Annotated in this window: 27 protein-coding genes and 3 pseudogenes; 18 read left to right on the forward strand and 12 right to left on the reverse strand. The window is 60.5% G+C overall.

Annotated elements, in window-relative coordinates:
- The coding region (locus tag AC1DU9_RS12140) for an integrase core domain-containing protein (RefSeq protein ID WP_477810200.1) at positions 1–210 on the forward strand (210 nt) is incomplete at its 5' end.
- Between the two features lie 248 nt (positions 211–458).
- On the opposite strand, the gene AC1DU9_RS12145 is transcribed toward AC1DU9_RS12140, so the two are convergent.
- Positions 459–1,589 (reverse strand): DmpA family aminopeptidase, encoded by a 1,131-nt coding sequence (locus tag AC1DU9_RS12145; protein WP_223463507.1) that lies wholly within the window; start codon positions 1,587–1,589, stop codon positions 459–461.
- A gap of 103 nt (positions 1,590–1,692) precedes the next feature.
- Positions 1,693–2,796: an extracellular solute-binding protein gene (locus AC1DU9_RS12150; protein ID WP_223463508.1), complete on the reverse strand. Its 1,104-nt coding sequence runs from the start codon at positions 2,794–2,796 to the stop codon at positions 1,693–1,695.
- Positions 2,797–2,906: 110 nt separating this feature from the next.
- Here AC1DU9_RS12150 and AC1DU9_RS12155 point away from each other — a divergent pair, with 110 nt between their 5' ends.
- On the forward strand, positions 2,907–3,680 hold the full coding sequence (locus tag AC1DU9_RS12155) for a helix-turn-helix transcriptional regulator (protein WP_223463509.1): 774 nt from the start codon (positions 2,907–2,909) through the stop codon (positions 3,678–3,680).
- 61 nt (positions 3,681–3,741) lie between these two features.
- On the opposite strand, the gene AC1DU9_RS12160 is transcribed toward AC1DU9_RS12155, so the two are convergent.
- Positions 3,742–4,683 (reverse strand): class I SAM-dependent methyltransferase, encoded by a 942-nt coding sequence (locus AC1DU9_RS12160; protein WP_223463510.1) that lies wholly within the window; start codon positions 4,681–4,683, stop codon positions 3,742–3,744.
- 296 nt (positions 4,684–4,979) lie between these two features.
- Between AC1DU9_RS12160 and AC1DU9_RS12165 the strand changes: the two genes are divergently transcribed.
- The 5 genes from AC1DU9_RS12165 to AC1DU9_RS12185 all read left to right on the forward strand — a co-directional run bounded on the left by AC1DU9_RS12165 (position 4,980) and on the right by AC1DU9_RS12185 (position 8,134).
- On the forward strand, positions 4,980–5,597 hold the full coding sequence (locus AC1DU9_RS12165; RefSeq protein WP_223463511.1) for a cytochrome b/b6 domain-containing protein: 618 nt from the start codon (positions 4,980–4,982) through the stop codon (positions 5,595–5,597).
- A complete protein-coding gene (locus AC1DU9_RS12170; RefSeq protein ID WP_223463512.1) occupies positions 5,594–6,379 on the forward strand; it encodes a molybdopterin-dependent oxidoreductase in 786 nt (261 codons plus the stop codon). Before AC1DU9_RS12165 ends, AC1DU9_RS12170 begins: the two co-directional genes overlap by 4 nt.
- A gap of 53 nt (positions 6,380–6,432) precedes the next feature.
- The gene (locus tag AC1DU9_RS12175; protein WP_223463513.1) at positions 6,433–6,717 is read left to right on the forward strand and encodes a pentapeptide MXKDX repeat protein; all 285 of its coding nucleotides are present in this window, start codon (positions 6,433–6,435) and stop codon (positions 6,715–6,717) included.
- Between the two features lie 283 nt (positions 6,718–7,000).
- On the forward strand, positions 7,001–7,408 hold the full coding sequence (locus tag AC1DU9_RS12180) for a response regulator (protein WP_223463514.1): 408 nt from the start codon (positions 7,001–7,003) through the stop codon (positions 7,406–7,408).
- 60 nt (positions 7,409–7,468) lie between these two features.
- Positions 7,469–8,134, forward strand: coding sequence for an HAD-IA family hydrolase (locus AC1DU9_RS12185; RefSeq protein WP_223463515.1), 666 nt, complete (start codon positions 7,469–7,471; stop codon positions 8,132–8,134).
- 53 nt (positions 8,135–8,187) lie between these two features.
- On the opposite strand, the gene AC1DU9_RS12190 is transcribed toward AC1DU9_RS12185, so the two are convergent.
- Positions 8,188–8,847, reverse strand: a complete 660-nt coding sequence (locus tag AC1DU9_RS12190; protein ID WP_223463516.1) for a methyltransferase family protein — start codon at positions 8,845–8,847, stop codon at positions 8,188–8,190.
- 216 nt (positions 8,848–9,063) lie between these two features.
- On the opposite strand from AC1DU9_RS12190, the gene AC1DU9_RS12195 reads away from it, so the two are divergent.
- The gene (locus AC1DU9_RS12195; protein WP_477810201.1) at positions 9,064–9,996 is read left to right on the forward strand and encodes a pyridoxal-phosphate dependent enzyme; all 933 of its coding nucleotides are present in this window, start codon (positions 9,064–9,066) and stop codon (positions 9,994–9,996) included.
- 53 nt (positions 9,997–10,049) lie between these two features.
- On the opposite strand, the gene AC1DU9_RS12200 is transcribed toward AC1DU9_RS12195, so the two are convergent.
- Positions 10,050–10,370: a DUF2388 domain-containing protein gene (locus AC1DU9_RS12200; protein WP_223463518.1), complete on the reverse strand. Its 321-nt coding sequence runs from the start codon at positions 10,368–10,370 to the stop codon at positions 10,050–10,052.
- Between the two features lie 190 nt (positions 10,371–10,560).
- Between AC1DU9_RS12200 and AC1DU9_RS12205 the strand changes: the two genes are divergently transcribed.
- Both AC1DU9_RS12205 and AC1DU9_RS12210 read left to right on the forward strand, forming a co-directional pair.
- On the forward strand, positions 10,561–11,670 hold the full coding sequence (locus tag AC1DU9_RS12205) for an NAD(P)/FAD-dependent oxidoreductase (RefSeq protein ID WP_477810202.1): 1,110 nt from the start codon (positions 10,561–10,563) through the stop codon (positions 11,668–11,670).
- Positions 11,671–12,009: 339 nt separating this feature from the next.
- Positions 12,010–12,606 carry a DinB family protein gene (locus AC1DU9_RS12210; RefSeq protein ID WP_477810203.1) on the forward strand — a complete coding sequence of 199 codons (597 nt, stop codon included), beginning with the start codon at positions 12,010–12,012 and terminating at the stop codon, positions 12,604–12,606.
- 81 nt (positions 12,607–12,687) lie between these two features.
- On the opposite strand, the pseudogene AC1DU9_RS12215 reads toward AC1DU9_RS12210, so the two are convergent.
- Together AC1DU9_RS12215 and AC1DU9_RS12220 are read right to left on the reverse strand one after the other, a co-directional pair.
- Positions 12,688–12,807 (reverse strand): annotated as a pseudogene (locus tag AC1DU9_RS12215) (LysR family transcriptional regulator); the annotation flags it as partial.
- Between the two features lie 854 nt (positions 12,808–13,661).
- Positions 13,662–13,757: pseudogene (locus tag AC1DU9_RS12220) on the reverse strand (LysR family transcriptional regulator); the annotation flags it as partial.
- Between AC1DU9_RS12220 and AC1DU9_RS12225 the strand changes: the two are divergent.
- From AC1DU9_RS12225 to AC1DU9_RS12235, 3 genes and pseudogenes are all read left to right on the forward strand, one after another.
- Positions 13,756–14,145 (forward strand): annotated as a pseudogene (locus tag AC1DU9_RS12225) (aldo/keto reductase); the annotation flags it as partial. The pseudogenes AC1DU9_RS12220 and AC1DU9_RS12225 overlap by 2 nt on opposite strands.
- A 2-nt stretch (positions 14,146–14,147) precedes the next feature.
- Positions 14,148–14,945, forward strand: a complete 798-nt coding sequence (locus AC1DU9_RS12230; protein WP_223463520.1) for an SDR family NAD(P)-dependent oxidoreductase — start codon at positions 14,148–14,150, stop codon at positions 14,943–14,945.
- A gap of 26 nt (positions 14,946–14,971) precedes the next feature.
- On the forward strand, positions 14,972–15,382 hold the full coding sequence (locus tag AC1DU9_RS12235; RefSeq protein ID WP_477810204.1) for an SRPBCC family protein: 411 nt from the start codon (positions 14,972–14,974) through the stop codon (positions 15,380–15,382).
- 129 nt (positions 15,383–15,511) lie between these two features.
- Here AC1DU9_RS12235 and AC1DU9_RS12240 read toward each other — a convergent pair whose 3' ends face one another.
- The 3 genes from AC1DU9_RS12240 to AC1DU9_RS12250 form a co-directional block, all read right to left on the reverse strand.
- On the reverse strand, positions 15,512–16,915 hold the full coding sequence (locus AC1DU9_RS12240) for a sensor histidine kinase (RefSeq protein WP_223463522.1): 1,404 nt from the start codon (positions 16,913–16,915) through the stop codon (positions 15,512–15,514).
- Complete coding sequence (locus AC1DU9_RS12245; RefSeq protein WP_008020526.1) at positions 16,893–17,576, reverse strand: response regulator transcription factor; 684 nt, start codon at positions 17,574–17,576, stop codon at positions 16,893–16,895. The genes AC1DU9_RS12240 and AC1DU9_RS12245 overlap by 23 nt, the downstream gene beginning before the upstream one ends.
- A gap of 256 nt (positions 17,577–17,832) precedes the next feature.
- On the reverse strand, positions 17,833–18,438 hold the full coding sequence (locus AC1DU9_RS12250; RefSeq protein ID WP_223463523.1) for a glutathione S-transferase: 606 nt from the start codon (positions 18,436–18,438) through the stop codon (positions 17,833–17,835).
- Between the two features lie 370 nt (positions 18,439–18,808).
- On the opposite strand from AC1DU9_RS12250, the gene AC1DU9_RS12255 reads away from it, so the two are divergent.
- From AC1DU9_RS12255 to AC1DU9_RS12265, 3 genes are all read left to right on the forward strand, one after another.
- A complete protein-coding gene (locus AC1DU9_RS12255) occupies positions 18,809–19,213 on the forward strand; it encodes a TraR/DksA family transcriptional regulator (protein ID WP_007935965.1) in 405 nt (134 codons plus the stop codon).
- Positions 19,214–19,832: 619 nt separating this feature from the next.
- A complete protein-coding gene (locus AC1DU9_RS12260; RefSeq protein ID WP_477810230.1) occupies positions 19,833–21,056 on the forward strand; it encodes a methyl-accepting chemotaxis protein in 1,224 nt (407 codons plus the stop codon).
- A 129-nt stretch (positions 21,057–21,185) separates the two neighbouring features.
- Positions 21,186–21,389: a hypothetical protein gene (locus AC1DU9_RS12265; protein WP_223463524.1), complete on the forward strand. Its 204-nt coding sequence runs from the start codon at positions 21,186–21,188 to the stop codon at positions 21,387–21,389.
- Positions 21,390–21,477: 88 nt separating this feature from the next.
- On the opposite strand, the gene AC1DU9_RS12270 is transcribed toward AC1DU9_RS12265, so the two are convergent.
- Positions 21,478–21,708, reverse strand: coding sequence for a hypothetical protein (locus AC1DU9_RS12270; protein WP_477810205.1), 231 nt, complete (start codon positions 21,706–21,708; stop codon positions 21,478–21,480).
- A 160-nt stretch (positions 21,709–21,868) separates the two neighbouring features.
- Positions 21,869–22,117: a hypothetical protein gene (locus AC1DU9_RS12275; protein WP_223463525.1), complete on the reverse strand. Its 249-nt coding sequence runs from the start codon at positions 22,115–22,117 to the stop codon at positions 21,869–21,871.
- A gap of 413 nt (positions 22,118–22,530) precedes the next feature.
- Between AC1DU9_RS12275 and AC1DU9_RS12280 the strand changes: the two genes are divergently transcribed.
- Positions 22,531–23,001 (forward strand): hypothetical protein, encoded by a 471-nt coding sequence (locus AC1DU9_RS12280; protein ID WP_223463526.1) that lies wholly within the window; start codon positions 22,531–22,533, stop codon positions 22,999–23,001.
- A complete protein-coding gene (locus tag AC1DU9_RS12285) occupies positions 23,001–23,204 on the forward strand; it encodes a hypothetical protein (protein ID WP_223463527.1) in 204 nt (67 codons plus the stop codon). The genes AC1DU9_RS12280 and AC1DU9_RS12285 overlap by 1 nt, the downstream gene beginning before the upstream one ends.
- Positions 23,205–23,259: the final 55 nt, after the last annotated feature.

A 23,259-nucleotide genomic window follows, 5' to 3' on the forward strand; every position in this document is an offset into this window, starting at 1 on the left:
ATGAGTCGCAAAGGTGAGTGCTGGGATAACGCCCCGATGGAGCGTTTCTTTGGGAGCCTTAAATCAGAGTGGGTGCCAGAAGATGGCTACAACTCTGAGCATGAAGCCCGCATAGACGTGCAACGCTACGTGATGCGTTACAACAACGTCAGGCTCCATAGCTACAACGGCTATCGTTCACCGGTAGCTATGGAAAAACTGGCGGCATGAAAACCGTAACTGGTGTCCAAAATTAGTTGACCAGTTCAGGCTCGCTCCTACAGTGATTTGTGTGGGTTTTCAGAGGCAAAAAAAGAGCCTCAAAGCTCTTGATGGGGAGGAAGTGGAGCCGTGAGGCTCAAGATGCGCGTGAAGCAGGCAGTGAGCTTGGTAGGGGTTCAGTTCACTCACCACCTACGCAGCGGCTTGAGCAAGCAAGCGGCTGCGCAAGTTCATCCTAAAAAGACCGAGTGTTGCACTCAAGTACCGCTAGTCGCATCCCCAGGCCAGCCGGCGCGACGCAACGCCTTGAGCAAGGTTTCAACATCCAGCCCCCGTACCGCATGCCCGTTGCCTTCGGCGGTGTCGGCGGCGAGCAAGGCATTGATGATGGCTTCTTCCACGGCTTCGGTGGCCGCCAGGAACAGCTCGCTGATGTGATCGTTGTTGACCATGCTCAGGTTGTCGGTGGTCGGTGCTTTCTTGCTCTCATATGCGGCCGGCGGCACGTGTTCATTGCCGGTGGCGAAGGCGATGAAGATGTCGCCGCTGTGGTCTTCATTGCCGCCGCCGGTGCGGGCCAGGCCGAGGCTGGCGCGCTGGGCCAGGCGGGTGCACTGGTGCGGCAGCAACGGCGCATCGGTGGCCAGGCAGACCACGATCGAACCCATGCCCGGATGGGGCAGAGAGGCCTTGAGGAACGGCGAATCGACCTGTTCCATGTAGCGCCCGACCGGATACCCGTCAACGCGCAGTTCATTGCGAATGCCATGGTTGGCCTGGACAATCGCGCCGACCGTCCAGCCACCCTGGGCGCTGTTCAAGCGTCGCGACGCGGTGCCGATGCCGCCCTTGAATTCGTGGCAGATCATGCCGCTGCCACCGCCGACATTACCTTCGGTCACTGGACCGCCCGCCGCCGAACGCACGGCCTGGGCCACGTGTTCAGGCTTCACGTGAAAGCCGTTGATGTCGTTGAGCAGGCCGTCGAAGGTTTCCAGCACCACCGGCATGTTCCAGTAGAGGCGCCCGTCATCTGGTTGCTGCTCGCGGTCGAGCACGATCAGCGCATCGCGCACCACGCCCAGGCTGTGGGTGTTGGTGAAGGCGATGGGGCTGGTCAGCAAGCCCGCTTCGCGAATCCACTCCAGCCCCGTGGCATCGCCGTTGCCGTTGAGCACATGCACGCCGGCAAAGCACGGCTGCTGGCTGGTGGAACCGGCACGCGGTTCGATGACGGTGACGCCGGTGAGGATGTCGCGGCCGGTGGCAGTGCGTCCTCGTACATTGCTGTGGCCGACCCGAACGCCGGGGACGTCAGTGATGGCGTTGAGCGGGCCGGGCTGCAGTTGGCCGAACTGGATGTTCAGGTCGCGGGCACGTGGTTTCATGGGTTTTCTCATCTTCGATTCGTGGCAGAAAAAAGAATATTTGTTGGGCACCACGGACCCTGTGGGAGCAAGCTCGCTCCCACAGGGTTTTGTGATGTCCTCGTCACTGACCGTTTTTGACCTTGCTCCAGATCCGCGTGCGCACGCGCTCGGTGACCGGCGGCAGGGGCTGTAGGGTGAACAAGGTGGCCATGGCTTCGGCAGGCGGATAGACGGCCGGGTTGCTGCGGGTCGCTTCGGCCACCAGCGTGGTGGCGCTGCGGTTGCCGTTGGGGTAGTTGAGGTGGTCACTGACCGGGGCGATGACCTCAGGGCGCATCAGGTAGTCGATGAAGGCCATCCCTTGTTCCGGGTGCGGTGCATCCTTGAGCAGTACCAGCGTATCGAACCACACCGGCGCGCCTTCCTTGGGCAAGCTGTAGGCGATCTTCACGCCGTTGCCGGCCTGCTCGGCGGTGTTCTTGGCTTCGAGCATCGCGCCGGACCAGCCCACCGCCACGCAGATATTGCCGTTGGACAGGTCGCTGATGAACTTCGACGAGTTGAAGTAGGCGATGTGCGGGCGCAGTTTGAGTAGCAGCGCTTCGGCCTTCTTGTAGTCCTCGGGGTTGGTGCTGTTGGGTGGCAGGCCGAGGTAGTGCAGGGCAACCGGCAGCATCTCCGACGGCGAGTCGAGCATGGCCACGCCGCATTGGCCGAGTTTGGCCAGGTTCTCCTCCTTGAACACCAGATCCCAGGAATCCACCGGCGCCTTGTCACCCAGCGCTGCGCGGACTTTGTCGATGTTGTAGCCGATGCCGTTGGTGCCCCACAGGTAGGGCACGGCGTACTGGTTACCCGGATCGTTGTTGGCGAGTTTCGCCAGCAGGTCGGCGTCCATGTTCTTGAAGTCCGGCATCTGCGCCCGGGGCAATGGCGCCAGGGCACCGGCCTTGATCAGCGTGGGCAAACTGAAATTGCTCGCCACCACCACGTCGTAGCCGCTGCGGCTGGTGAGCAACTTGCCTTCCAGCACTTCGGCGCTGTCGAAGGTGTCGTAGACCGGCGCAATCCCGGTGTCACGCTTGAAGTCCTGCAAGGTGGTGGGGCCGATGTAGTCGTACCAGTTGTACACGTGCACCGTCGGGGCCTCGACCGCAAAAGCCGACAGCGAAACCGCCAGACAGGCGCCAAACCCCAGATTGAAATACAAGCGGTGACGACTCATGATGCGGCACTCCTGGCCTGTTGCGGCCGGTGGTAATCAGGAGTTTGCAGCGTATCGACCGGGGTGGCCTTCACCCATTCCCATCATGGGTTACTCGAAAGGGGTAGTGCGTGGACGCGTTGTTGAAAGAGTTGCCGGTGCACCAGGGGCTGGCGCGGGTCTTCACGGCGGTGGGGCGGGACGGTTTCTGGCGTGCGTTGGTCGATACCCTGCGCTTGCTGGTGCCGCTGGACAACGCGCTGGTAGCGCTGATGCGCCCGGGGCATGTGCCGCGCCTGCTGATCGATTTCGATGCCAAGGGCAGCCCTGACGAGCATGAAGAACTGGCGGACTACAGCGCCGGCATGTACCTGCTCGACCCGTTCTACCAAGCCGCTTGCGCGGGCATCGCCGACGGCTTGCACAGCCTCGAATCGGTGGCCCCCGACCAGTTCCAGTACAGTGAGTACTACCTGAGTTACTTCAGCACCGTGGTCGGTGGCGACGAGTTGCAGTTCATGGTCAACGTCGACGGCGCCGTGCTCGGCCTGTCCCTCGGGCGTTCGACGCGCTTCAGCCTCGAGGAGCAGGGCCGCTTGCTGTGCGTGCGTGACTGGGTGCTGGCAGCAATGCACCGACACCTGGATTTGCTGCCGCCGGAAGGGCCGGCAGCTGAATCACCGGCCGGCGACCTGGCGACCTTGCTCGATCGCTTCGACGCACGCCTGACGCTGCGCGAGATCGAAACAGCGCGGCGGATTCTCCAGGGCTTCTCCAGCAAGGCCATCGCCCAGCAAATGGGCATCTCCCCGGAGACGGTGAAAGTGCACCGGCGCAACCTCTATCACAAGCTCAACGTGAACGGGCATGGCGAGTTGTTTGCGTTGGTGTTGCAGCCGCGTTGAACACCTGTGGGAGCGAGCTCGCTCCCACATGGATCTACGGTATAGATCCGAAAGTAGTGAATCAGTCTCGCTGCCGAAACACCAACGCCTTCAACCCACATTCAATATCCGCATCCGGAAACTCCGGCGGGTTCTCCAGCCGCTGCTCGAACCGCAGGCTTGGTGCCTCACGAGTCACGCCATCAATCAGGAAATCGGCGCCAAACGCCGGGTCGTTCATGCAGGCCAGTACGGTGCCTTGAGGGCTGAGCAATTCCGGCAACCGGCGCAGCACACGCTGGTAATCCTTGGTGAGCAGGAAACTGCCTTTCTGGAACGACGGCGGGTCGATGATCACCAAGTCGTACGGCCCCTTGCCAATCACCTTGCCCCAGGATTTGAACAGGTCGTGACCGAGGAAGCTGACCTTGCTCATGTCGTGGCCGTTGAGCCGGTGGTTGTCGCGGCCACGGTTCAAGGCCGGGCTCGACATGTCGAGGTTGACCACATGCGTCGCGCCGCCTTCGATAGCGGCCACCGAGAAGCCGCAGGTGTAGGCGAACAGGTTCAGCACCCGTTTGCCCCCGGCATTGGCGCGGACCCAATCGCGGCCGTAGCGCATGTCGAGGAACAGCCCGGTGTTCTGCTTGCGGCCCAGGTCCACCCGGTACTTCAACCCGCCTTCGGTGATGGTCATTTCCTCGATGACCTCCCCGAGCAGCCATTCGGTGGTGCTTTGCAGCAGGTAGCGGTGTTGCAACAGCAGCGTGTGGGCACCGGATTTTGCCCACTGCTCAGACTGGGTGATCGCCATCAGCACCTGCTTCAGGTCTTCCAGCTGCGCCGCTTCCGGCTCCTTGAACAGCGCCACCAGCACCACGCCTTGCAACCAGTCCACAGTCACTTGCTCCAGCCCTGGCCAGCAGCGGCCACGGCCGTGGAACAGGCGGCGGGTTTCGGCGGGGGCGGCCGCCAGGGCGGTCAGCAGATGCTGGTTGAGGGTGGCGAGGGCTTCAGGGTTCATCGGGTCGGGTCGGTCATTTGTGGGGGCGGCATTTAACCATAGTTGCGCACTGGACGGACCACCATAGAACCCTGTGGGAGCGAGCTTGCTCCGGGCGGCGTTCCGACGATAGCGGTGGGTCAGTCAACTTCGATGTTGAATGTAATGCCGTCATCGCGAGCAAGCTCGCTCCCACAGGTTTTCCGGTGCTCGTCAGGAACGAGTTATCACGATTAATTTAACTTTACGTGAGGATTTGGCGATCTCCGCGCTCCCATACTCGGCTCCAACGAACAACAACAAACCGGGAGCCGGACATGTCGCAGAGCACTGCTTCACCCAAGTCCACTCATCCATGCTGGCTACGGCTGACCCATTGGCTCAACGCCTTGGCGGTGCTGGTGATGGTCACCAGCGGCTGGCGCATCTACAACGCCTCGCCGATCTACGAATTCAGTTTTCCCAAGTCGATCACCCTCGGCGGCTGGCTAGGCGGTGCGCTGCAATGGCATTTCGCGGCGATGTGGTTCCTGGCGATCAACGGCCTGATCTACCTGGCCTTCAATCTGTTCAGCGGGCGCCTGAAGCGACGCTTCTTTCCGGTTTCGCCCAAAGGCGTACTGCACGACCTGTGGGACGCCTTGCGCGGAAAACTCGGACACGCCGACCTCAGCCAATACAACCAGGTGCAACGGGTGGCGTACCTGTTCGTGATGGTCGACATCATTCTGCTGGTGCTTTCCGGGCTGGTGTTGTGGAAGTCGGTGCAGTTCCCGCTGTTGCGTGAATTGCTGTTCGGTTATGAAGGCGCGCGCCGTGTGCACTTTTTCGCCATGGCACTGTTGGTGGCCTTCGTGGCGGTGCATCTGCTGATGGTCGCGCTGGTTCCGAAAACGCTGTTGGCCATGATCGTCGGCCGCAAGGAGCAGGTATGAAAAAGCGCATTCAGGTCCCCGGGCTGGACGAGGCTTCGATCCTCGGCGACGCCCGCAAGATCCTCGCCCCGCAAATCGAAGACCGCTCGCGCCGCTCGTTTCTGCTGCGTGGTTTGACCCTCGGCGGCGTGGCCATGCTGTCCGGCTGCAACATCACCGACAACGAAAGCGTCGAGACTGCGTTGTCGTCCATGTCGCGCTTCAACGATCGGGTACAGGGCTGGCTGTTCAACCCCAATGCGATGGCGCCGACCTATCCGGCGTCGATGATCACCCGGCCGTTTCCCTTCAATGCCTTTTACGGCATCGACGAGGCGCCGGTGGTGGAGGAGGAGGGCTATCGCCTGGAAGTCACCGGCCTGGTCGCCGACAAACGTAGCTGGCGCCTCGAAGAGCTGCGCGCCATGGCCCAGACCGAGCAGATCACCCGGCACATTTGCGTCGAAGGCTGGAGCGCCATCGGGCGTTGGGGCGGCGTGCGCTTCAGTGACTTCCTCCAGCGCATCGGCGCTGACACCGATGCCAAATACGTCGGTTTCAAATGCGCCGACGACTACTACACCAGCATCGACATGGCCACCGCGCTGCATGCGCAGACTCAGTTGACGCTGACTTACGACGGCGCTGTGCTGCCCCGCGAGTATGGCTTCCCGATGAAGCTGCGCATGCCCACCAAGCTCGGCTACAAAAATCCCAAACACATCCAGGCGATTTTCGTCACTAACACCTATCCGGGTGGCTACTGGGAAGACCAGGGCTACAACTGGTTCGGTGGCAGCTGATGAACGCCCGAAACATTCACCGCCCGCAAACCCGTGCTCCAAGGAGATTCATCATGAAAAAGTTGACCACTGTTGTTCTGTCCATGTGCCTGGCCGTTGGTGCTGCCTCTGTGTTCGCAGCTGACACGATGAGCAACGACAGCATGAGCAAGGATGCGATGTCCAAGGACGCCATGTCCAAGGATGCGATGTCCAAGGATGCGATGAAAAAAGACGCGATGAAGAAGACCGATTCCATGTCCAAGGACGCCATGTCCAAAGACAGCATGTCCAAGGACGCGATGAAAAAAGATGCAATGTCCAAGGATGCGATGAAGAAAAGCGAAATGTCGCAGTAAGTCCAAGCACCGCAGACCCTGTGGGAGCGAGCTTGCTCGCGATGAGGGCATGACAGTCGACATCTATGTTGACTGATCCGCCGCCATCGCGAGCAAGCTCGCTCCCACAGGTTTTTCCACAGGGCTTCAGGGGTAGCGTGCTGCGCAAGCTTGATCAGCACACTTGATACCAGGTCACCTGGTTGCATCAAAAATGAATTTCCGCCGAGTCCGCTGCTCATACCTTTTAGGTAGCGGGTCAGAGCCCGCGAAATCATTGAGGCTATCAGGGGGCGGCACGGTCATGAGTCGAGTACCGACGGCGGGTGGAGATCTTCCTGGCGGGTTGATTCTGGTGGTTGAGGACGACCCGCTGATCCTGGATTTTCTCTGTGAGATTCTTCAGGAAGAAGGTTTTGTCGTCGAGCCGCAAACCAGTGCGGACGCGGCAGTGATGTATCTGGAGCAACATGCGCCGCAGGTGCACATGCTGCTGACGGACATCACCATGCCCGGCACGCTCAATGGCGCGGACCTGGCTAACCAGTTCGGCGATCGCTGGCCGGACAAGCCAATCATGATCATGTCCGGTTTCGAAACCCCTGAAAGCGCAGGCGTGCGGCATGAGGTCTCCTTCATCAAGAAACCCTGGATGATTGGCGGGCTGCTCGATTGCGTGGGCCAGACCTTCAAGTCCAAACGACTCAACTGACCTGTGCGCAGATGCTACATTGCCGGGTAAATCCGTCCGGCACTTGCGAGGTTCTTTTTCTTGTCCGATCACTCCGTATTCAACTCGACTTACCGTGCCTTTCTGTTCGACATGGACGGTACGGTCCTGACATCCATCGCCGCCGCCGAGCGGGTCTGGACCACCTGGGCGGTGCGCCATGGCGTCGATGTCGACACATTCCTGCCGACCATCCACGGTGCCCGCGCCGTCGACACCATCAGGCGCCTGGGGTTGCCCGGGGTGGATGCCGAGGCCGAAGCCGCGTGGATTACCGAAGCGGAAATCGAAGATGTCGACGGGGTATTCGAAGTGGCTGGCGCGGGCAAATTCTTGCGGTCTTTGCCTGCCAGCCAATGGGCCATCGTCACTTCCGCTCCGCGGGAACTGGCGTTGCGGCGGATGGCGGCGGCGGGGATTCCCGTGCCTGCCGTCATGATCACCGCCGAGGATGTGACTGCCGGCAAGCCGGACCCCGCCGGTTACCGCCTCGCGGCCCGGCGCCTGGGTGTCGAGCCTGGGCAGTGCCTGGTTTTTGAAGACGCCACGGTGGGGATTCTGGCGGCCGAGGCGGCGGGGGCGGATTTGATGATCGTGACGGCGACCCATGAGCAGCCGATCAAGACGTTGCATGGGACGTTGGCGGGTTATGAAATGGTCCGGGTTCTGGTGGATGCCGGTGGTCGGCTTCGACTACTGGCTTTATGAGCGACTCCACCCCCTGTGGGAGCGAGCTCGCTCCCACAGGGGCCTGCGTTTTTTCAATAAAGCCCGGGGATCAGCCGCCAGGAGCGGGCGCAATAAGCCTCGTATTCGCTGCCGAACTGCGCCCGGAGCAAGGCTTCTTCCGAGTGAATGCGCGCGATCAGCGGGATCAGCGTCAGCGCCACCAAAATCAGTCCGACACCAGAGCGAAAGGCTAATGCCCAACCCATGCCGATGACCATCATCCCCAGATAACTGGGGTTGCGCAGGTTGCGGTAAATCCCCTCAGTGACCAGTTGATGTCCCGGCTGAATGGCCACCAGTCCGCTGAAGCGCTTGCCCAGTACAAACACCGGCCACAACCGCAGCGCGCCACCGACGACGAACAACAGTGCGCCGAGCCAGCGCACGCCTTCACCGCCAAAGGTCCAGAAATCGATGCGGTCGGTATAAGCCGGCAGAAAGCCGCTCAGTAAGCCGATCACGCCAAAGGCCGGAATGACCCAGCGGTTGGCCCGGTCTTCGCGTTCCCCCGAACTCAGGTTGACCTCGGTGAACAGAGAAGCGACAGCCATGATCAGAGTGGCCAGGGCAACGACGACCAGTGAACCGTGGCTGAAATAAGCCGCGAAACCACCCAGTCCCCAGATCGCCAGCGTGAGGTAGGCGAGGGTGCTGACGACGGCGAAAAATGCCAGTTTGGCCGAGATTTTCATGGTACCTCCGCGAACAGGCTTACGTAGGAGCTGCCGTAGGCTGCGATCTTTTGATCGTTCTTTGGCCTTCGAGTTTCCATGGGTAAAAGATCGCAACCGGCGCCGGACCGCTGAGACGGTCGCCCGGAGGCCGGGTGAACTAAGCTTGGGAGAGAGGACCGTTCACCGCCGGCTCGCACGAGTTCGACGAGCCGGTGGCGTGAAACAGGAGCCTGTATGCTTCACATCCGCACGCCTTTGATCCTGCACCCTGGCCTGTCGACCCCGACCCGCCGTATCTGGCTGAAACTGGAAAACCTGCAACCTGGCGGCTCGTTCAAAATACGCGGCATTGGCTTGCTGTGCAGTCGGGCGGCGCAGCAGGGCAAGCGCAAGGTGGTCTGTCCCTCCGGCGGTAACGCGGGACTGGCCACGGCCATGGCCGCTGCATGCCTGGGACTCAAGGCATGCATCGTGGTGCCGCACACCACCCCGCAAAGCACCCGGGCGCGGATCAGCAATACCGGCGCCGAGGTGATCGTGCACGGCAAGGTCTGGGACGAAGCCAATCTACGGGCACGGGAGCTCGCCCAGGACCCACGCAGTGAATTCGTGCCCGCTTTCGACCACCCGGTGTTGTGGGAAGGGCACAGCACCATGGTCGATGAAATCCTTGAAGACTGCCCGCCAGTGGATGTGCTGGTGACCTCGGTGGGCGGCGGTGGCTTGCTGGCGGGGCTGCTCACCGGACTGATTCGTCATCGGCACACCGATTGCCGCATCGTGGCCTGCGAAACCGAAGGCGCGGCGTCGTTCGCCGCGGCGGTGGCGGCCGGGTACCCGGTCAAATTGGCGAAAATCGACACCGTCGCCACGTCCCTGGGCGCCGCCCAAGTGGCCGCCTGGCCGGTCAAGCACATCGGCGATTTTTCCCATGAATGCGTAGTGCTCAGTGATGATGAGGCGATCATGGGCGTGGTGCGTTACGCCAATGATTTGCGTCAGCTGGTCGAGCCGGCGTGCGGGGTTTCATTGGCGGTTGCCTACCTGGATCACCCGGCGATTGCCGACGCCAATGACGTGGTGATCGTGGTGTGCGGCGGGGTGAGTATCAACGCGCAACTCGTGGCCGGGTGGGCACGCTTGTCCACTGGCACGCACGCCGGGTAGGGCCGGAAACGCTATCCCGGTGTCACAAGCCCCACCGCTGGCGATGACGATCGTCAGTGATCGGTGGCAACGCCTTCCTGGACGAGGATGGCGCGGGCCAGCTCTTCGTCGCTTGCGTTGTTGAGGGCGGGATTGTCCTGACGGACTTTTTTCAATACCGCCTCCAGATAAGCACCACGAATCGCACCGCCACTGGCGACGAAGCTGGAAGCGTCATCCCGGGCGGGAATCATGAGTTTGTCGTCTTTGAACGTCGAATAAAGCGAGGCGGAAACCCCGGCCGAGGTGGCGACATCTTCGGCATCCACTTTAGCCAGAGCGGAACCGACGGGCAAACAAAGCAGCAGGGAAGAAAGGATAAACATGCGGCGCATGATGGTGTCCTCCGACAGCATGGAGCATAAGGGAAATACCACATAGTTTAGGATGCATGGCAATCGCCGAGAGTTCCCCGGCGCTGCCGATTGTGCATATGGACAGGGGACTTCATGGCCTTGTCGCTGGCGATTTTCTCCAGCCTGATCGACTATCGGCAGCGGGAACAGGTGTGAGAGGGCTGGGGCGTTGAACGTCGATATTCAAAGTGTGGTGATCGGGGCTGGCGTCGTCGGATTGGCAGTGGCCAGGGCCTTGGCCATGAGCGGGCGCGACGTGCTGGTGGTTGACGCGGGTGAGGGCATCGGAACGGGCATCAGCTCGCGTAACTCGCAAGTGATTCACGCCGGTATCTATTACCCGGGTGGCAGCCTCAAGGCGCGGTTGTGCGTGGAGGGCAAGCAGCGTCTCTACGCTTATTGCGATGAGCACGGTATTGATTACCGGCGCGTCGGCAAGCTGATCGTGGCCACCGATGAGCAACAGCGCTCGGCTATGCAGCGTCTGTTGGAGCAGGGGCGTGTCAATGGTGTCGATGACCTGCAATGGCTGGATGGCGCACAGGCCCGGGCGCTTGAACCGGCGTTGTCCTGTATCGCGGCGCTGTGGTCGCCGTCTACCGGCATCGTCGACTCCCACGCCCTGATGCTGGCGCTTCAGGGCGATGCCGAGCGGTTCGCAGCGACGCTGGCCTTGCGCACACCGCTGCTGTCGGGCCGTTGCATGGAGCAGGGCTTCGAGCTGCGCATGGGCGGCATTCAACCCATGACCCTGTGCTGCCGCGAATTGATCAATTGCGCGGGGCTGTCCGCGCCCGAGGTGGCGCGCGCTATTGTCGGTCTGCCTGGGCAATTCATTCCCCGGGCGCATTTGTGCAAGGGCAGTTATTTCAGTTTCAGCGGCCGGGCGCCGTTTCGCCACCTGGTGTATCCAGCCCCGGAGAGCGCGGGACTGGGTGTGCACATGACGCTCGACCTGGGCGGGCAGGCGCGCTTCGGGCCGGATGTCGAATGGGTCGAGCACATCGATTACCGCGTCGAGCCCCACAGGGTCGAGGGGTTCTATCAGGCGATCCGCCGCTATTGGCCGGGGTTGCCGGACGACAGCCTGCAACCGGCCTACAGCGGTATTCGCCCGAAAATCAGCGGGCCGACCGAGCCGGCTGCCGACTTTCTCATCAGCGGTCGGGCCGAACATGGGGTGCCGGGACTGGTGAATCTGTTCGGCATCGAATCACCGGGGCTGACCAGTTGCCTGGCGCTCGCCGAACAGGTAGTAAAACGCCTGGACGACCGATGATCAGGGCTGGCACTGCCTTGTGGGCATTGGGTCTATGCTAGGGGGCGTTCTCAATTAGTTTCCCCACCGCGTTGTCGCCTTAAAGCTGGCCAGGCAAGGCGTAGGCCGCGGGGAATGGTTGTTCCCTTTCCAAGGCCTGCAACGCAGCATGGCCAGCTTTAAGGCACAACCCGAAGGGCCGGGCCTGCTGTTGTGCAGGGCTGTGTTGCTCGAAGCTGATTTGGAATGACCAAACTGCGCTTCTCGCGCCTTGCCCTGCACAACAGCAGACCCGGCGCGGTGGGGAAACTAATTGAGAACGCCCCCTAGGGATGCGCTTACTGCCATCGGAGAACTCTGATGATCACCGTACGCACTGCCTGTCTGCTGGCCGATTACAAACGCTGGGCCAATCAGCGCCTCTTTGACAGCCTCGCAGYGCTCCCTCCGGGGGAAGTCAAAAAAGAACGGGTGTCGGTGTTCAAAAACATGATCGGCACCCTCAATCACGTCTACGTGGTCGATTGCATCTGGCAGGCGCACCTCGAAGGCCGGGGGCATGGCTTCAAGACCTCACACGACCTGCTGCATGCCGATCTGTCCGAACTGCGCATGGCGCAAAAAGAGATCGATCGCTGGTATTGCGACTGGAGCGCCCGGCAAACCGATGCCTCCCTGGACAAGCCCCTGGAGTTCACCTTTGTCTCGGGCGAAAGCGGCACCATGAGCGCCGGCGCGATGCTGATGCACGTGGTCAATCACGCCAGCTATCACCGTGGCTGGGTGGTGCAGATGTACTTCGAGATTCCGGCCATGCCACCGGTGACCGACATGCCGGTGTATTTGCGCGAGTCCGAGCCGTTAGTCCTGCAGTCGATCAATGCCCCGATAGTGGCGCCGCCATGTGCTGTGCAATTTTCGAGCGCAACCAGCGTTCTGCCGGATCGTTATCGTTGACCCCGTTCCAGACCATCGACAGTTCGGACAGCTTGATATCAAACGGTGCGTCGTCTGCCCGCAGCTGACTGCTGCCGTCGTCAGATCGCGCAACTTTGCCAGCGACGCGCTGACAGGAGGCTGGCCGAGGAACAGCTTTTCCCCGGCGCGGGTCAGGTTCTTTTTGAACATCAGGGTTTCGAAAATCACCAGCAAGTTCATGTCCACGCGGCGCAGGTCGTTGCGGTTCGTGGTGGTGGCTCAGTGGGTTTCAGGCTTTTTCAGTAAAGCATCAAACCTTGAGGAAAGACGCGCAACCTGTGGGAGCGAGCCTGCTCGCGATAGCGGTGGGTCAGTCACATGAATGTTGGATGTGCTGCCGCCATCGCGAGCAGGCTCGCTCCCACACGGGATCTCCAGCGAGCACAAATGCTGCGTACGACATCAATGAACTGTGGGAGCCTGCTCGCGATAGCGGTGGGTCAGTCACATGGATGTTGGATGTGCTGCCGCCATCGCGAGCAAGCTCGCTCCCACACGGGATCTCCAGCGAGCACAAATGCTGCGTACGACACCAATCAACTGTGGGAGCGAGCCTGCTCGCGATAGCGGTGGGTCAGTCACATGGACGTTGGATGTGCTGCCGTCATTGCGAGCAAGCTCGCTCCCACACGGGATCTCCAGCGAGCACAAATGCTGAGTACGACACCAATCAACTGTGTGCGGGCTTGCTCGCGAAAGCGGCGTGTCAGGCAACATCAATGTTTACTGTTCCGCAGTCTTCGCGAGCAAGCTCGCTCCCACACGGGATCTCCAGCGAGCACAAATGTTGCGTACGACACCAATCAACTGTGGGAGCGAGCCTGCTCGCGATAGCGGTGGGTCAGTCACATGGACGTTGGATGTGCTGCCGTCATCGCGAGCAAGCTCGCTCCCACACGGGATCTCCAGCAAGCACAAATGCAGCGTACGGCACCAATCAACTGTGGGAGCGAGCTTGCTCGCGATAGCGGTGGGTCAGTCACATGGATGTTGGATGTGCTGCCGTCATCGCGAGCAAGCTCGCTCCCACAGTGTTATGTGGTGGGTTCAGGCTCCGTCAGCACCTTCCTGAATGTCTCCACCAGCGGCCGAAAATTGATCCGGTGCCACGCCGCCCACAATGGCGTGGTGACCCTTGATCTGAGCGAAGCGCAGCCGGACGGTTTTCTGCTGGCAGGTCGCTACACTCTTCTCGACCATGATCGCGCCTTGCAGCGCTTGATGGACGCGGCCCTGGCGCAGAACGTCGAGATCGTGGTCGGCGGCCCGTACAGCTCGGGCATTCTGGCCGGTGGCGCACACTTCGAATACCAGAAGGCCAGCCCGGCGATCMTCAGCAAGGTCGAGCAGATCAAACGCATTGTGGCGGCCCACGGCGTTGATATCAAGGCTGCGGCGTTGCAATTTTCGTTGGCGAACCCGGCAGTGGCGGCGGTGATCCCCACTGCGTTCTGGCAGGCGATGCGTGAGGCGAAGCTGGTTTCCGAGCGCGCACCCTTGCCCCTCATTGGAGCTTGAAAATGAAGATTGATTTGAGCGGAAAACTCGCGATCGTCAGCGGCAGCACCGCCGGCATTGGCCTGGGCATCAGTCAGGCACTGGCCGAGGCCGGCGCCACGGTGGTGGTGATCGGCCGCGACGCGGCCAAGGTCGAACAGGCGTTGGCGAGCATTCGCCAACGCGTACCCGGCGCGCAATTGCGCGGTGTGACCGCCGACCTCGGTACCGCCGAAGGCGCCGAAAGATTGTTCGCCGCCGAACCTCGGGCGGATATCCTGGTGAACAACCTCGGGATCTTCAACACGGTGGATTTCTTCGACGCCCCGGACAGTGAGTGGACGCGCTTCTACGAGGTCAACGTGATCTCCGGCGTGCGTCTGTCGCGGCACTACACGCCGCAGATGGTCAAGCAGGGCTGGGGCCGGGTGATCTTTCTGTCTTCGGAGTCCGGCGTGGCGACACCGGCGGACATGATCAACTACGGCGTGACCAAAAGCGCCAACCTGGCGGTGTCCCATGGCCTGGCCAAACGCCTGGCCGGCACCGGCGTGACGGTCAACGCGATCCTGCCCGGCCCGACCTTTACCGATGGCCTGGAAGACATGCTCAAGGACGCCATCGCCGAATCCGGACGCAGCGCCCGGGACGAAGCCGATGCGTTCGTGCGCAAGGCCCGGCCGACGTCGATCATCCAGCGCGTGGCGGATGTCGAGGAGGTCGCCAATCTGGTGGCCTACATCGCTTCGCCGTTATCCTCGGCCACCACCGGTGCTGCCTTGCGGGTCGACGGCGGTGTCGTCGACAGCCTGGCCATCTGAACCTTATTGATTAGAGAGAACATTTCATGGCAACAGCATCAGCCTTCATCGACATCCCGGCTTCGGCCGAACAGGTCTGGCAATTGATTGGCGGTTTCAACTCGCTGCCGGACTGGCTGCCGTTCATTCCCAAGAGCGAGCTCAGCGAAGGCGGGCGCGTGCGCAGCCTGCAAACGGCGGACGGCGCAGTGGTGATCGAACGCCTGCAAGCGTTCGACAACGTCGGCCAAACCTACAGCTACTCGATTTTGCAGGCACCCTTTCCGGCGACTGATTATCTGGCGACGATCAAGGTTCAAGCCCAAGGCGAGGGCGCGCGGGTGACCTGGTCCGGGAGGTTCGAGCCGGTGGGTGTGAGCAACGAGGAARTGGAGGCGTTGTTTACCGGTATCTATCAGGGTGGACTTGAGGCGTTGCGGGCCAATTACCCGGCTTGATAAACACCACCAATCCCTTGTAGGAGCGAGCTTGCTCGCGATGGACGTCAACGAAAACGCTTACTGTCTGAATGAGCGCGTCGACCTTGCGTCCATCGCGAGCAGGCTCGCTCCTACAGGGGATCAATTTCAGGCTTGAGGAATCAAGCTCTCCCGACAATCGAGCACCAGCCGCGCGCCACCCAGTTCGCTGCTGCCCACCTCCAGGGTAAACCCGTGCAGGCTGACAATCGCCGCGACGATGGACAGCCCCAGCCCGAAGCCGCTCTTTTGATTGCCCGCCTCGGCACGGTAGAAACGCTGGAACACCGCTTCACGTTCCGCCTCGGGAATGCCCGGGCCGGAGTCGAGCACTTCGATCCGCGTGTGCCCGCCAGCATTGATCCCGCGCAAGATCACCGCGCCACCGGGCGGGGTGAATTTGATCGAGTTGCTCAACAGGTTCGCCACGGCTTCGAACAGCAGTGCGCGGTCGCCATTGAGGGGCGGCAATGACGCGGGCAGGTGTAGTTGGAACACCAGACCGTCGTCTTCCGCCAGGGGCAGATAGAACTCATGCAGCTCTTGCAACAACGACACCGGGTCCAGTTGCACGAAACCGGAGCGACGCTGGCGATCTTCCAGTTCGGAAATCCGCAGCAAGCCACGGAAACGCGCCATCAACGTGTCGGCCTCGGCCAGCACCAGGTCCAGTTGCATGGCCTGCGGCGAGCCTTCGCCGGCTTGCTGCTGCATGCGGTAAAGCTGCGCGCGCAGACGGGTCAGGGGCGTGCGCAGGTCATGGGCGATGTTGTCGCACACGCCCTTGACCTCGTTCATCAAGCGCTCGATGCGTTCGAGCATGGCATTGACGATGGCGGCGAGCATGTCCAGTTCGTCACGCCGGTTGGACAGTGGCAAACGCCGGCTCAGGTCGCCGGCGACGATGGCTTCGGCGCTGGCCTGAATCCCGCGAATGCGTCGCAACGGCCGGCGCCGCAGCAAATACCAGCCGACGATGCCCGGCACGATGGTCAGGGTCACACCCCAGAACAGGGCGTGAAGGATGATCCGGGTGACGGCGAACAGCGAGCCGTTGTCGCGAACCAGCACCAGCCAGCGGCCGTCGAGGGTGCGGGTCGCCACGGCGTCGCAACTGTCGGCGGGCAGCGTCTGGTCGTTGCTGTCGTCGGAGGCATCGCAATCGCGCAGCATGTGGATCTTGCCATCGAGCGGCAAGCCGTCCGGAATGTAGCGCAGGGCGCCGCTGAGGTAACGCTGCCGGGCATCGAACAGGCCGTAGGCGTCGATGCCGCGGATATCGAAGGTCATGCTGACGGCGAGGGCGTCCACCAGTTGCTCGCCGGAGAAGCGCGAAAACAGGTGCTGGCGTTGCATCAGCGAATGCTTGGCCAGGTTGTCCAGGTAAGCGGAAACCTCGTAGTACATGACCCCCATGAGAATCCCGCTCCAGATCACGAACAGCGAACTGTAGAGCGCCAGCAAACGGCTGCTGGAAGAGCGCCAGCCTTTAGACGGGTTCGGCAATGACATAACCCGAGCCTCGCACGGTCCGAATCAGTGGGACATTGCCAGGCGGGTCGATCTTCTTGCGCAGACGGCCGATGTGGACATCGATCAGGTTGGTACCGGGGTCGAAGTGGTAACCCCAGACTTCTTCGAAAATCATCATCCGCGAGAGGATTTGCCCGGTATTGCGCATCAGGAACTCCAGCAGTTTGTACTCGGTGGGCAACAGCGTCAGCAGTTGACCGTCGCGGCTGGCTTCGTGGCTGATCAGGTTCAGCTCCAGATCCGCCACCCGCAGCGTGGTGGCCTGGGCGGTGACAGTGTTCTGCCGGCGCAGCAGGACTTCGACCCGGGCGGCCATTTCATCGGTGGCGAAGGGTTTGGTCAGGTAGTCGTCGCCGCCGGCGCGCAAGCCGCGCACGCGTTCATCGACATCGGACAGCGCGCTGATCATCAGGATCGGCGTGGCCACGCCCATGGTCCGCAGCGTGGTGACAATCGCCAGGCCATCGAGCCCGGGCAACATGCGGTCGAGTGTGATCAGGTCATAGTTGCCGCTGACCGCACGCTCCAGCCCTTCGCGGCCATTGTCGACCCAGTCGACGTCGAGGCCGTGGCTACTCAGTTCAGCGACAATTTCCCGGGCGGTCACGGCGTCGTCTTCGATGGTCAAGATGCGGGTCATAGGGCTGGCCTGATAAGCAGTTCATTACGAAGTTGCGAACATTTTGCCAAGAATTGCCCGCGACTTAATAAATTAACTTTCATCTGGCTCGCGATAGCGGGCTGACAGGCAATTCATGTGTCGACTGACACGACGCCATCGCGAGCAAGCTCGCTCCCACAATGGATTGATGTCGAGCACAAAATCCGCGTACGACGAAAATTACTGTGGGAGCGAGCTTGCTCGCGATAGCGGCAGATCAGGCGAAATGAATCGGTCAGTCAATCGGCGTACTGATAAACACCTCAAGCCCTTCGGCATACGCCGTGAACGCAGCAATCCGCGGAAACTGCGCCGCACTCACCTGATCCGGCACTACCAGATTGGTAAAGCTCCAGGCTACGGCGAGGGTAATGCCGTCCTGCTCAAGCGAACCATCAGTTTTCAGCGGCTGTTTTTCCAGCTCCCGCTCCAGCGCCGAATAGGCCGCCGTCAGCTGTCCTTCGACCCGCTGCACCCAGGGTTCAAATTGAATTTCCTCGGGCCGCAAGTTGCGCTCGTAGTAAAGCTGCACGGACTTTTCGCTGGCGGCCAGCGCCAGGCCGATCAGGCGTAACGCGCGCAAGCGCTGACCAGGCTCGACGGGCAACAGGCTGTTGCCGGCCAGGGTTTCGAGGTAGTCGATGATCAGCGTCGAATCCATCAACACCTCACCGTCATCCAGCACCAGTGTGGGCGCCTTGACCACCGGATTGATCTGCTGGAATTGTTCGAAGTGGCGGAACACCGAGACCGATTGATGTTCCAGGGTGATTCCCAGGCATTTGGCAGAAATGGCGGCGCGCCTGACATAGGGCGAATCCAGCATACCGATCAGCTTCATGGTCCTTTCCTTTATATGGCCATTTCGGTAGGGACAACCTTAGCTGAGGTTCGCAGCCCTGCAAATGACTGTGAATAATGCCCGGCGCAAGCCGTTTGTCTTCTATATACAGCCGTTCGACTGAATTTCTTGCTATAAACGCACTCCGATTACCACCTCAAAGCCTGCAGTAGAGCATTTTCAGGGCTTTGTCGGACAAATTCGCTGTCTTTTCAGTTGCTGAGGCCTCAAGTCGGCCGTAGACTGCCGCCCCTCGTAAATTGAGTGCCGGGTGGCGCTTGGAACAAACGGCGCCTTTCCGATGGCCTGCCCAGGTCTGCCGGAACGCTCCCTTATTCGCCTTAATGCACGTTTTTTTATAGAGATATCAATGACAAAGGACAAGTTGCTGGCCATGCCGGCGGATGACTACATGAATGCCGAGCAACATGCTTTTTTCTCCGAGCTGTTGCAGAACATGAAAGTCGAAACCCATGAGCGCATCGAACAGAACCGCATCGCCATCGAAAGCCTGGACACCCCGGCCGATCCGGCAGACGCGGCTTCGGTCGAAGAAGAGCGCACCTGGCTGGTGAACGCTATCGATCGCGACCAGCGCATGCTGCCTCAGTTGGAACAAGCCCTTGAGCGCATCAAGGAAGACAGCTTTGGCTGGTGCGACGACAGCGGCGAGCCGATTGGCCTCAAGCGCCTGCTGATCAGCCCGACCACCAAGTACTGCATCGAAGCTCAAGAGCGTCACGAGCAAATCGACAAGCACCAGCGTCAGGCCTGATTCTGCAAGGCAGCCCCTTTGATCCGGGCTGCCCTGAAAAGATCGCAGCCTGCGGCAGCCCCTGCGCAATTGATGCAGGGCGCTGTTGCAGGCTGCGATCTTCGTTTTCTGCCGTCTTCGATTTCCCGGTTGTTCTATTGATCTGCTGCAACGCTCACGACTAAAGGCTCATGGATAATGGCTTTATGGTGGCGTTTAATGCGAAGACAACAATTAGAAGCTTTCCGGGGTAACGATGATGACGAGAGACGGGTCTCTGGTTGCGGCAGTGCCTGCACCAGTGCTGTTGCCGAAAAACCGCTGGCTGACACCGACGCTGCAAAGCATCGCCCTGATGCTGTTGTTATGTGGCATGACGCTGGGTGACGGGTCGCTCTACCTTGGCCTGCCGCTGGCCGTATTGATTGTCTGGCTGCCTCGCCTGCGTTCGCGCGCGATCCCGCAGGCGGCTTCCCCCGACAACCCCGATGCCATTGGCGAGTTGACTCGCGATCTTTCCTACACCACCAGCCATAACGCGCTGTCAGCCGCCGGTGTGGCGTTCTCGGTTCGGCAACTGGCGGACAAACTGCAATCGCAGCTCACGGCGGCGGCACAGATCGTCAGCAACGCCGAGGTCATGATCACCACCGAACAGGCCACCTCGACGCTCAGTCGCCAGGCGCTGAGTGCCGCCAGCGAGGCTCATCAAAGTGGCGCGGTGGGGCGTACGCAACTGATCGAGTCCATCGCGCGCATGCATCAGCTCAGCCAGCGCGCCAGTAACAGCCGTGAACTGATCGAAGCTTTGAGCCTGCGCAGCGATGATATCCAGCGCGTGACCCTGGTGATTCAGTCCATCGCCAGCCAGACCAACCTGTTGGCGTTGAACGCAGCGATAGAAGCGGCGCGGGCGGGGGAGCACGGTCGCGGGTTTGCGGTGGTGGCCGACGAGGTTCGCGGGCTCGCCGCACGCACGGCGACTGCCACGGGCGAAGTGGGCGAAATGGTGGCCGATATCCAGCAACGTACCGCGCAGGTGGTGGAGCAGATCCGTCAACTATCCAGCGACCTTGATACCGGCGTCGAGCAGGTCGAACGGACGGGACAGCATCTGGAGAACATTGCCCGTCTGGCGGCCAGTGTCGAGTCCCAGGTCGGGGAAATCGCCCAGGGGGCAGACACCAACCGTGAGCAACTCGACAGCCTGTTCCACGCCATCGAGCAGATGCGCAGCGACCTGGCGGTCAGCGACCAGCAGACTCAACGCCTGGCCCAGGCGGCGGTGCAAATGGAAGGGCAAGCCGAAACCATCAGCGAGCGTCTTGCCGAGGTGGGGCTGGATGACTATCACCAGCGGGTCTATGACCTGGCGCGGGAAGGCGCGAGGCAGATTGCAGCGCGATTCGAGGTGGATATCGATGCCGGTCGAATCAGTCTCGACGATCTGTTCGACCGCAATTACCAGACTATTCCCAATACCAGCCCGGCCAAGTACCAGACGCGTTTCGACCGCTACACCGATCAGGTTCTGCCAACGATCCAGGAACCGTTGTTACCGCGTCACGAAGGATTGGTGTTTGCCATCGCCTGCACCCAGCAGGGTTATGTGCCGACCCATAACAAGGCATTCAGCCAGCCGTTGACGGGCGATGCGCAGGTCGATGCCTTGCAGAACCGGACCAAACGCAAGTTCGCTGACCGTACCGGGATCCGCTGCGGCAGCCATCAGAAGGCCGTGCTGCTGCAAACCTATACCCGTGACACCGGCGAGTTGATGCACGATCTCTCGGTGCCGATCATGCTCAAGGGCCGGCATTGGGGTGGTTTGCGCCTGGGCTACAAACCGGAAAAGCCGCGTTAGAAAACCCGGGCTGCAGGACGATTGTTACGAATCCTGCAATGAACCTGTGCAGGGTTTTGCTGTTTCCTCGTCGGAAAACTGATTAACATACCTACTAATTAGGTTGCTAATGAATTTCGAGGGGTCAGCATGCAAGGCAAAGTTGATGTCGCGGTCATGATCGGCAGCGGTGTACCCGCCAATTTGCGATCCATGGGGCGCAGGGTCTGCTGGGTCGTGTTGCTCAATGGCGAGCGCCGGGGCACGGCGTTCTCCAGTCGCGATGAAGCGGAGGAATGCAAGGCTGCCTGGTTGGCGCAATTGAACGCCGAAAAACCTGGCAGCCTGCATTGAGGTGGTCAGTGCGTCTGGTGCATGCGCAGGTTCAGGTCGTCGACCACCCGCGCCCAGTCTGCGTCTTGGCTCACCGCCAACCCGACAATCAGGCTTTCAATGCACCCGCATCGACCGCGGCCTTCAACTCCCTGGCCGATTCCTGGGCCGCAACGGCGGCGATATCCGGGGTTTTGAACCAGCGATCCTTTTCGACCTGGTGATAGGTCACGGCCTTTAGCGGTGGTTTGGCGCGCATGACAATCACGGCCTGGAATTCACCGTCGATTTCTCTGGCTTCACCCCGGATAAAAAACTCGCCGATATCAAATTCCGTCACGTTGCAGACTTCCCCTGGAAATACATTGTTGTTGTCAACGCAACCCGATTTTTTGCGGATCCGTTTTATTGGGCTGGCAGTATGGCAGTAGTTGYCCGTCGACGGCTGAGATAAGTCGGCGGGCAGACGAAACGTCGATGGGATGAGTGCGGCGGGTATGTCAACAATGTGATTCAAGAAACCGGGCGAGGGCACAGGCTTCATTATGATCCGCTCGGAAACCTCTTACGCAGCCTGTCGAAATATCCTTGATATGAAAGAAGGCAATGCCTGCCATCACCACCTGAAATCGCGGGCGGGCCGGGGCATCGAGAAGCGGTTCATGGGGGCGGAACCCTATCGGGTGCAAGATCGGTGGTGTTTCCGTGTCAGGCACCAAGGGATAAGCGAAGTGAGTCAGCGTGCACATATGAAGTCCTTTTCATGGTTTTATCGACGTATGTACGTCGTTTTGGCTAGTCTCCAAGAGCATCGCTGCTCTAGAATCACCCTCACTGGCGGGGAATCGATGTTTATCTAAAGCAATTTTTTGCGGACGATATGTAGGAAAAGATTTTTTCTTGATGAGATTTTTCCCCAAAGTTGATAGTCCATGCTTTTCTGGCAGCAGAAAGGGTGTTTTCCTTCAGCCTGTGACGAACGCCAGGCAGGACGACGCGAGTGACGTTCCAGTAGTCTTCTCAAGCTTCGTGATGAGTGAGCGCACTGCTCATTCAGGACTTCAATTCGGGTTCTTTGGCGACACCTTCGGCATTGCCGCTTTTTTGGCTGTGCGTTTATTTCTCGCGCACGGCACCAATTTTCAGATGTGGGGATGTTTCCTTGGCAGTAAGTAATCTCGATATGCATGCTTTGTTCGTGCTGGGTGATTTGCGCGCAAAGCTGGTCAAGCAGTTTCAGTCACGTTTCGTTTACATCACCGAACAGAACGCTGAAGGCATCTACATTGCCGAAATCGACACCGAATCAGCCCTGGTGGTGGACGACAAGCCCGGACTCAAACTCAAGGTCGGCGATCATTTCAGCGCGTCCGTGCTGCCCAGTCGTGAAGGCGGCAAGCTGGACATCAAGTTCCGCGACATCAAGCTTACGGTTTACGGGATTGGCGATTACGCCTTCGTGACCACGGCCGACGGTCAGGGGATAGTGTTCAAGGAAGGTCACAGCGTGGTGATGGTGTTTGCCGCCTATCAACAGTTGCAGGAAGGCCTGACCAAGACCCTCAAGGCCGTGACCGCCAAAGCGGCCAAATGGCGCAAGGGCGAACTGGTGACCTTCAAGGCCAGCGAGTGATGACCCTGACCCGCGCCGATTTCCACGAACAGAACCTGGCCAGCGCTCAAGACGAAGCGCGGCGGCTGTTCGGGCAGAAGGTCATTCTGCAAGGAGCCTGGCTGAATTGGGTGGCGTCACAGCTTTACCAACTGCAACCGGCGGCATACGCCAGTATGGTCAGGCGCGAGCTGATGCGTTTGCAGGAAAATCGCGAAAACTGATCCACGCACCTCGAAAGCAGGAACCTCTACTACAGTCATTGGACTGAGTATTCAG

It is taken from the genome of Pseudomonas sp. P4_C1, assembly GCF_056402155.1.

Bases quoted from the DNA above. Each gene is read 5' to 3' on its own strand.
- AC1DU9_RS12285 (WP_223463527.1), top strand. From the start codon at position 23,001: ATGACCCTGACCCGCGCCGATTTCCACGAACAGAACCTGGCCAGCGCT.
- AC1DU9_RS12260 (WP_477810230.1), top strand. From the start codon at position 19,833: ATGATCACCACCGAACAGGCCACCTCGACGCTCAGTCGCCAGGCGCTG.
- AC1DU9_RS12170 (WP_223463512.1), top strand. From the start codon at position 5,594: ATGAAAAAGCGCATTCAGGTCCCCGGGCTGGACGAGGCTTCGATCCTC.
- AC1DU9_RS12190 (WP_223463516.1), bottom strand. From the start codon at position 8,847: ATGAAAATCTCGGCCAAACTGGCATTTTTCGCCGTCGTCAGCACCCTC.
- AC1DU9_RS12250 (WP_223463523.1), bottom strand. From the start codon at position 18,438: ATGAAGCTGATCGGTATGCTGGATTCGCCCTATGTCAGGCGCGCCGCC.
- AC1DU9_RS12180 (WP_223463514.1), top strand. From the start codon at position 7,001: ATGAGTCGAGTACCGACGGCGGGTGGAGATCTTCCTGGCGGGTTGATT.
- AC1DU9_RS12230 (WP_223463520.1), top strand. From the start codon at position 14,148: ATGAAGATTGATTTGAGCGGAAAACTCGCGATCGTCAGCGGCAGCACC.
- AC1DU9_RS12195 (WP_477810201.1), top strand. From the start codon at position 9,064: ATGCTTCACATCCGCACGCCTTTGATCCTGCACCCTGGCCTGTCGACC.
- AC1DU9_RS12165 (WP_223463511.1), top strand. From the start codon at position 4,980: ATGTCGCAGAGCACTGCTTCACCCAAGTCCACTCATCCATGCTGGCTA.
- AC1DU9_RS12200 (WP_223463518.1), bottom strand. From the start codon at position 10,370: ATGCGCCGCATGTTTATCCTTTCTTCCCTGCTGCTTTGTTTGCCCGTC.
- AC1DU9_RS12160 (WP_223463510.1), bottom strand. From the start codon at position 4,683: ATGAACCCTGAAGCCCTCGCCACCCTCAACCAGCATCTGCTGACCGCC.
- AC1DU9_RS12255 (WP_007935965.1), top strand. From the start codon at position 18,809: ATGACAAAGGACAAGTTGCTGGCCATGCCGGCGGATGACTACATGAAT.
- AC1DU9_RS12150 (WP_223463508.1), bottom strand. From the start codon at position 2,796: ATGAGTCGTCACCGCTTGTATTTCAATCTGGGGTTTGGCGCCTGTCTG.
- AC1DU9_RS12240 (WP_223463522.1), bottom strand. From the start codon at position 16,915: ATGTCATTGCCGAACCCGTCTAAAGGCTGGCGCTCTTCCAGCAGCCGT.
- AC1DU9_RS12145 (WP_223463507.1), bottom strand. From the start codon at position 1,589: ATGAAACCACGTGCCCGCGACCTGAACATCCAGTTCGGCCAACTGCAG.
- AC1DU9_RS12175 (WP_223463513.1), top strand. From the start codon at position 6,433: ATGAAAAAGTTGACCACTGTTGTTCTGTCCATGTGCCTGGCCGTTGGT.
- AC1DU9_RS12245 (WP_008020526.1), bottom strand. From the start codon at position 17,576: ATGACCCGCATCTTGACCATCGAAGACGACGCCGTGACCGCCCGGGAA.
- AC1DU9_RS12265 (WP_223463524.1), top strand. From the start codon at position 21,186: ATGCAAGGCAAAGTTGATGTCGCGGTCATGATCGGCAGCGGTGTACCC.
- AC1DU9_RS12275 (WP_223463525.1), bottom strand. From the start codon at position 22,117: ATGTGCACGCTGACTCACTTCGCTTATCCCTTGGTGCCTGACACGGAA.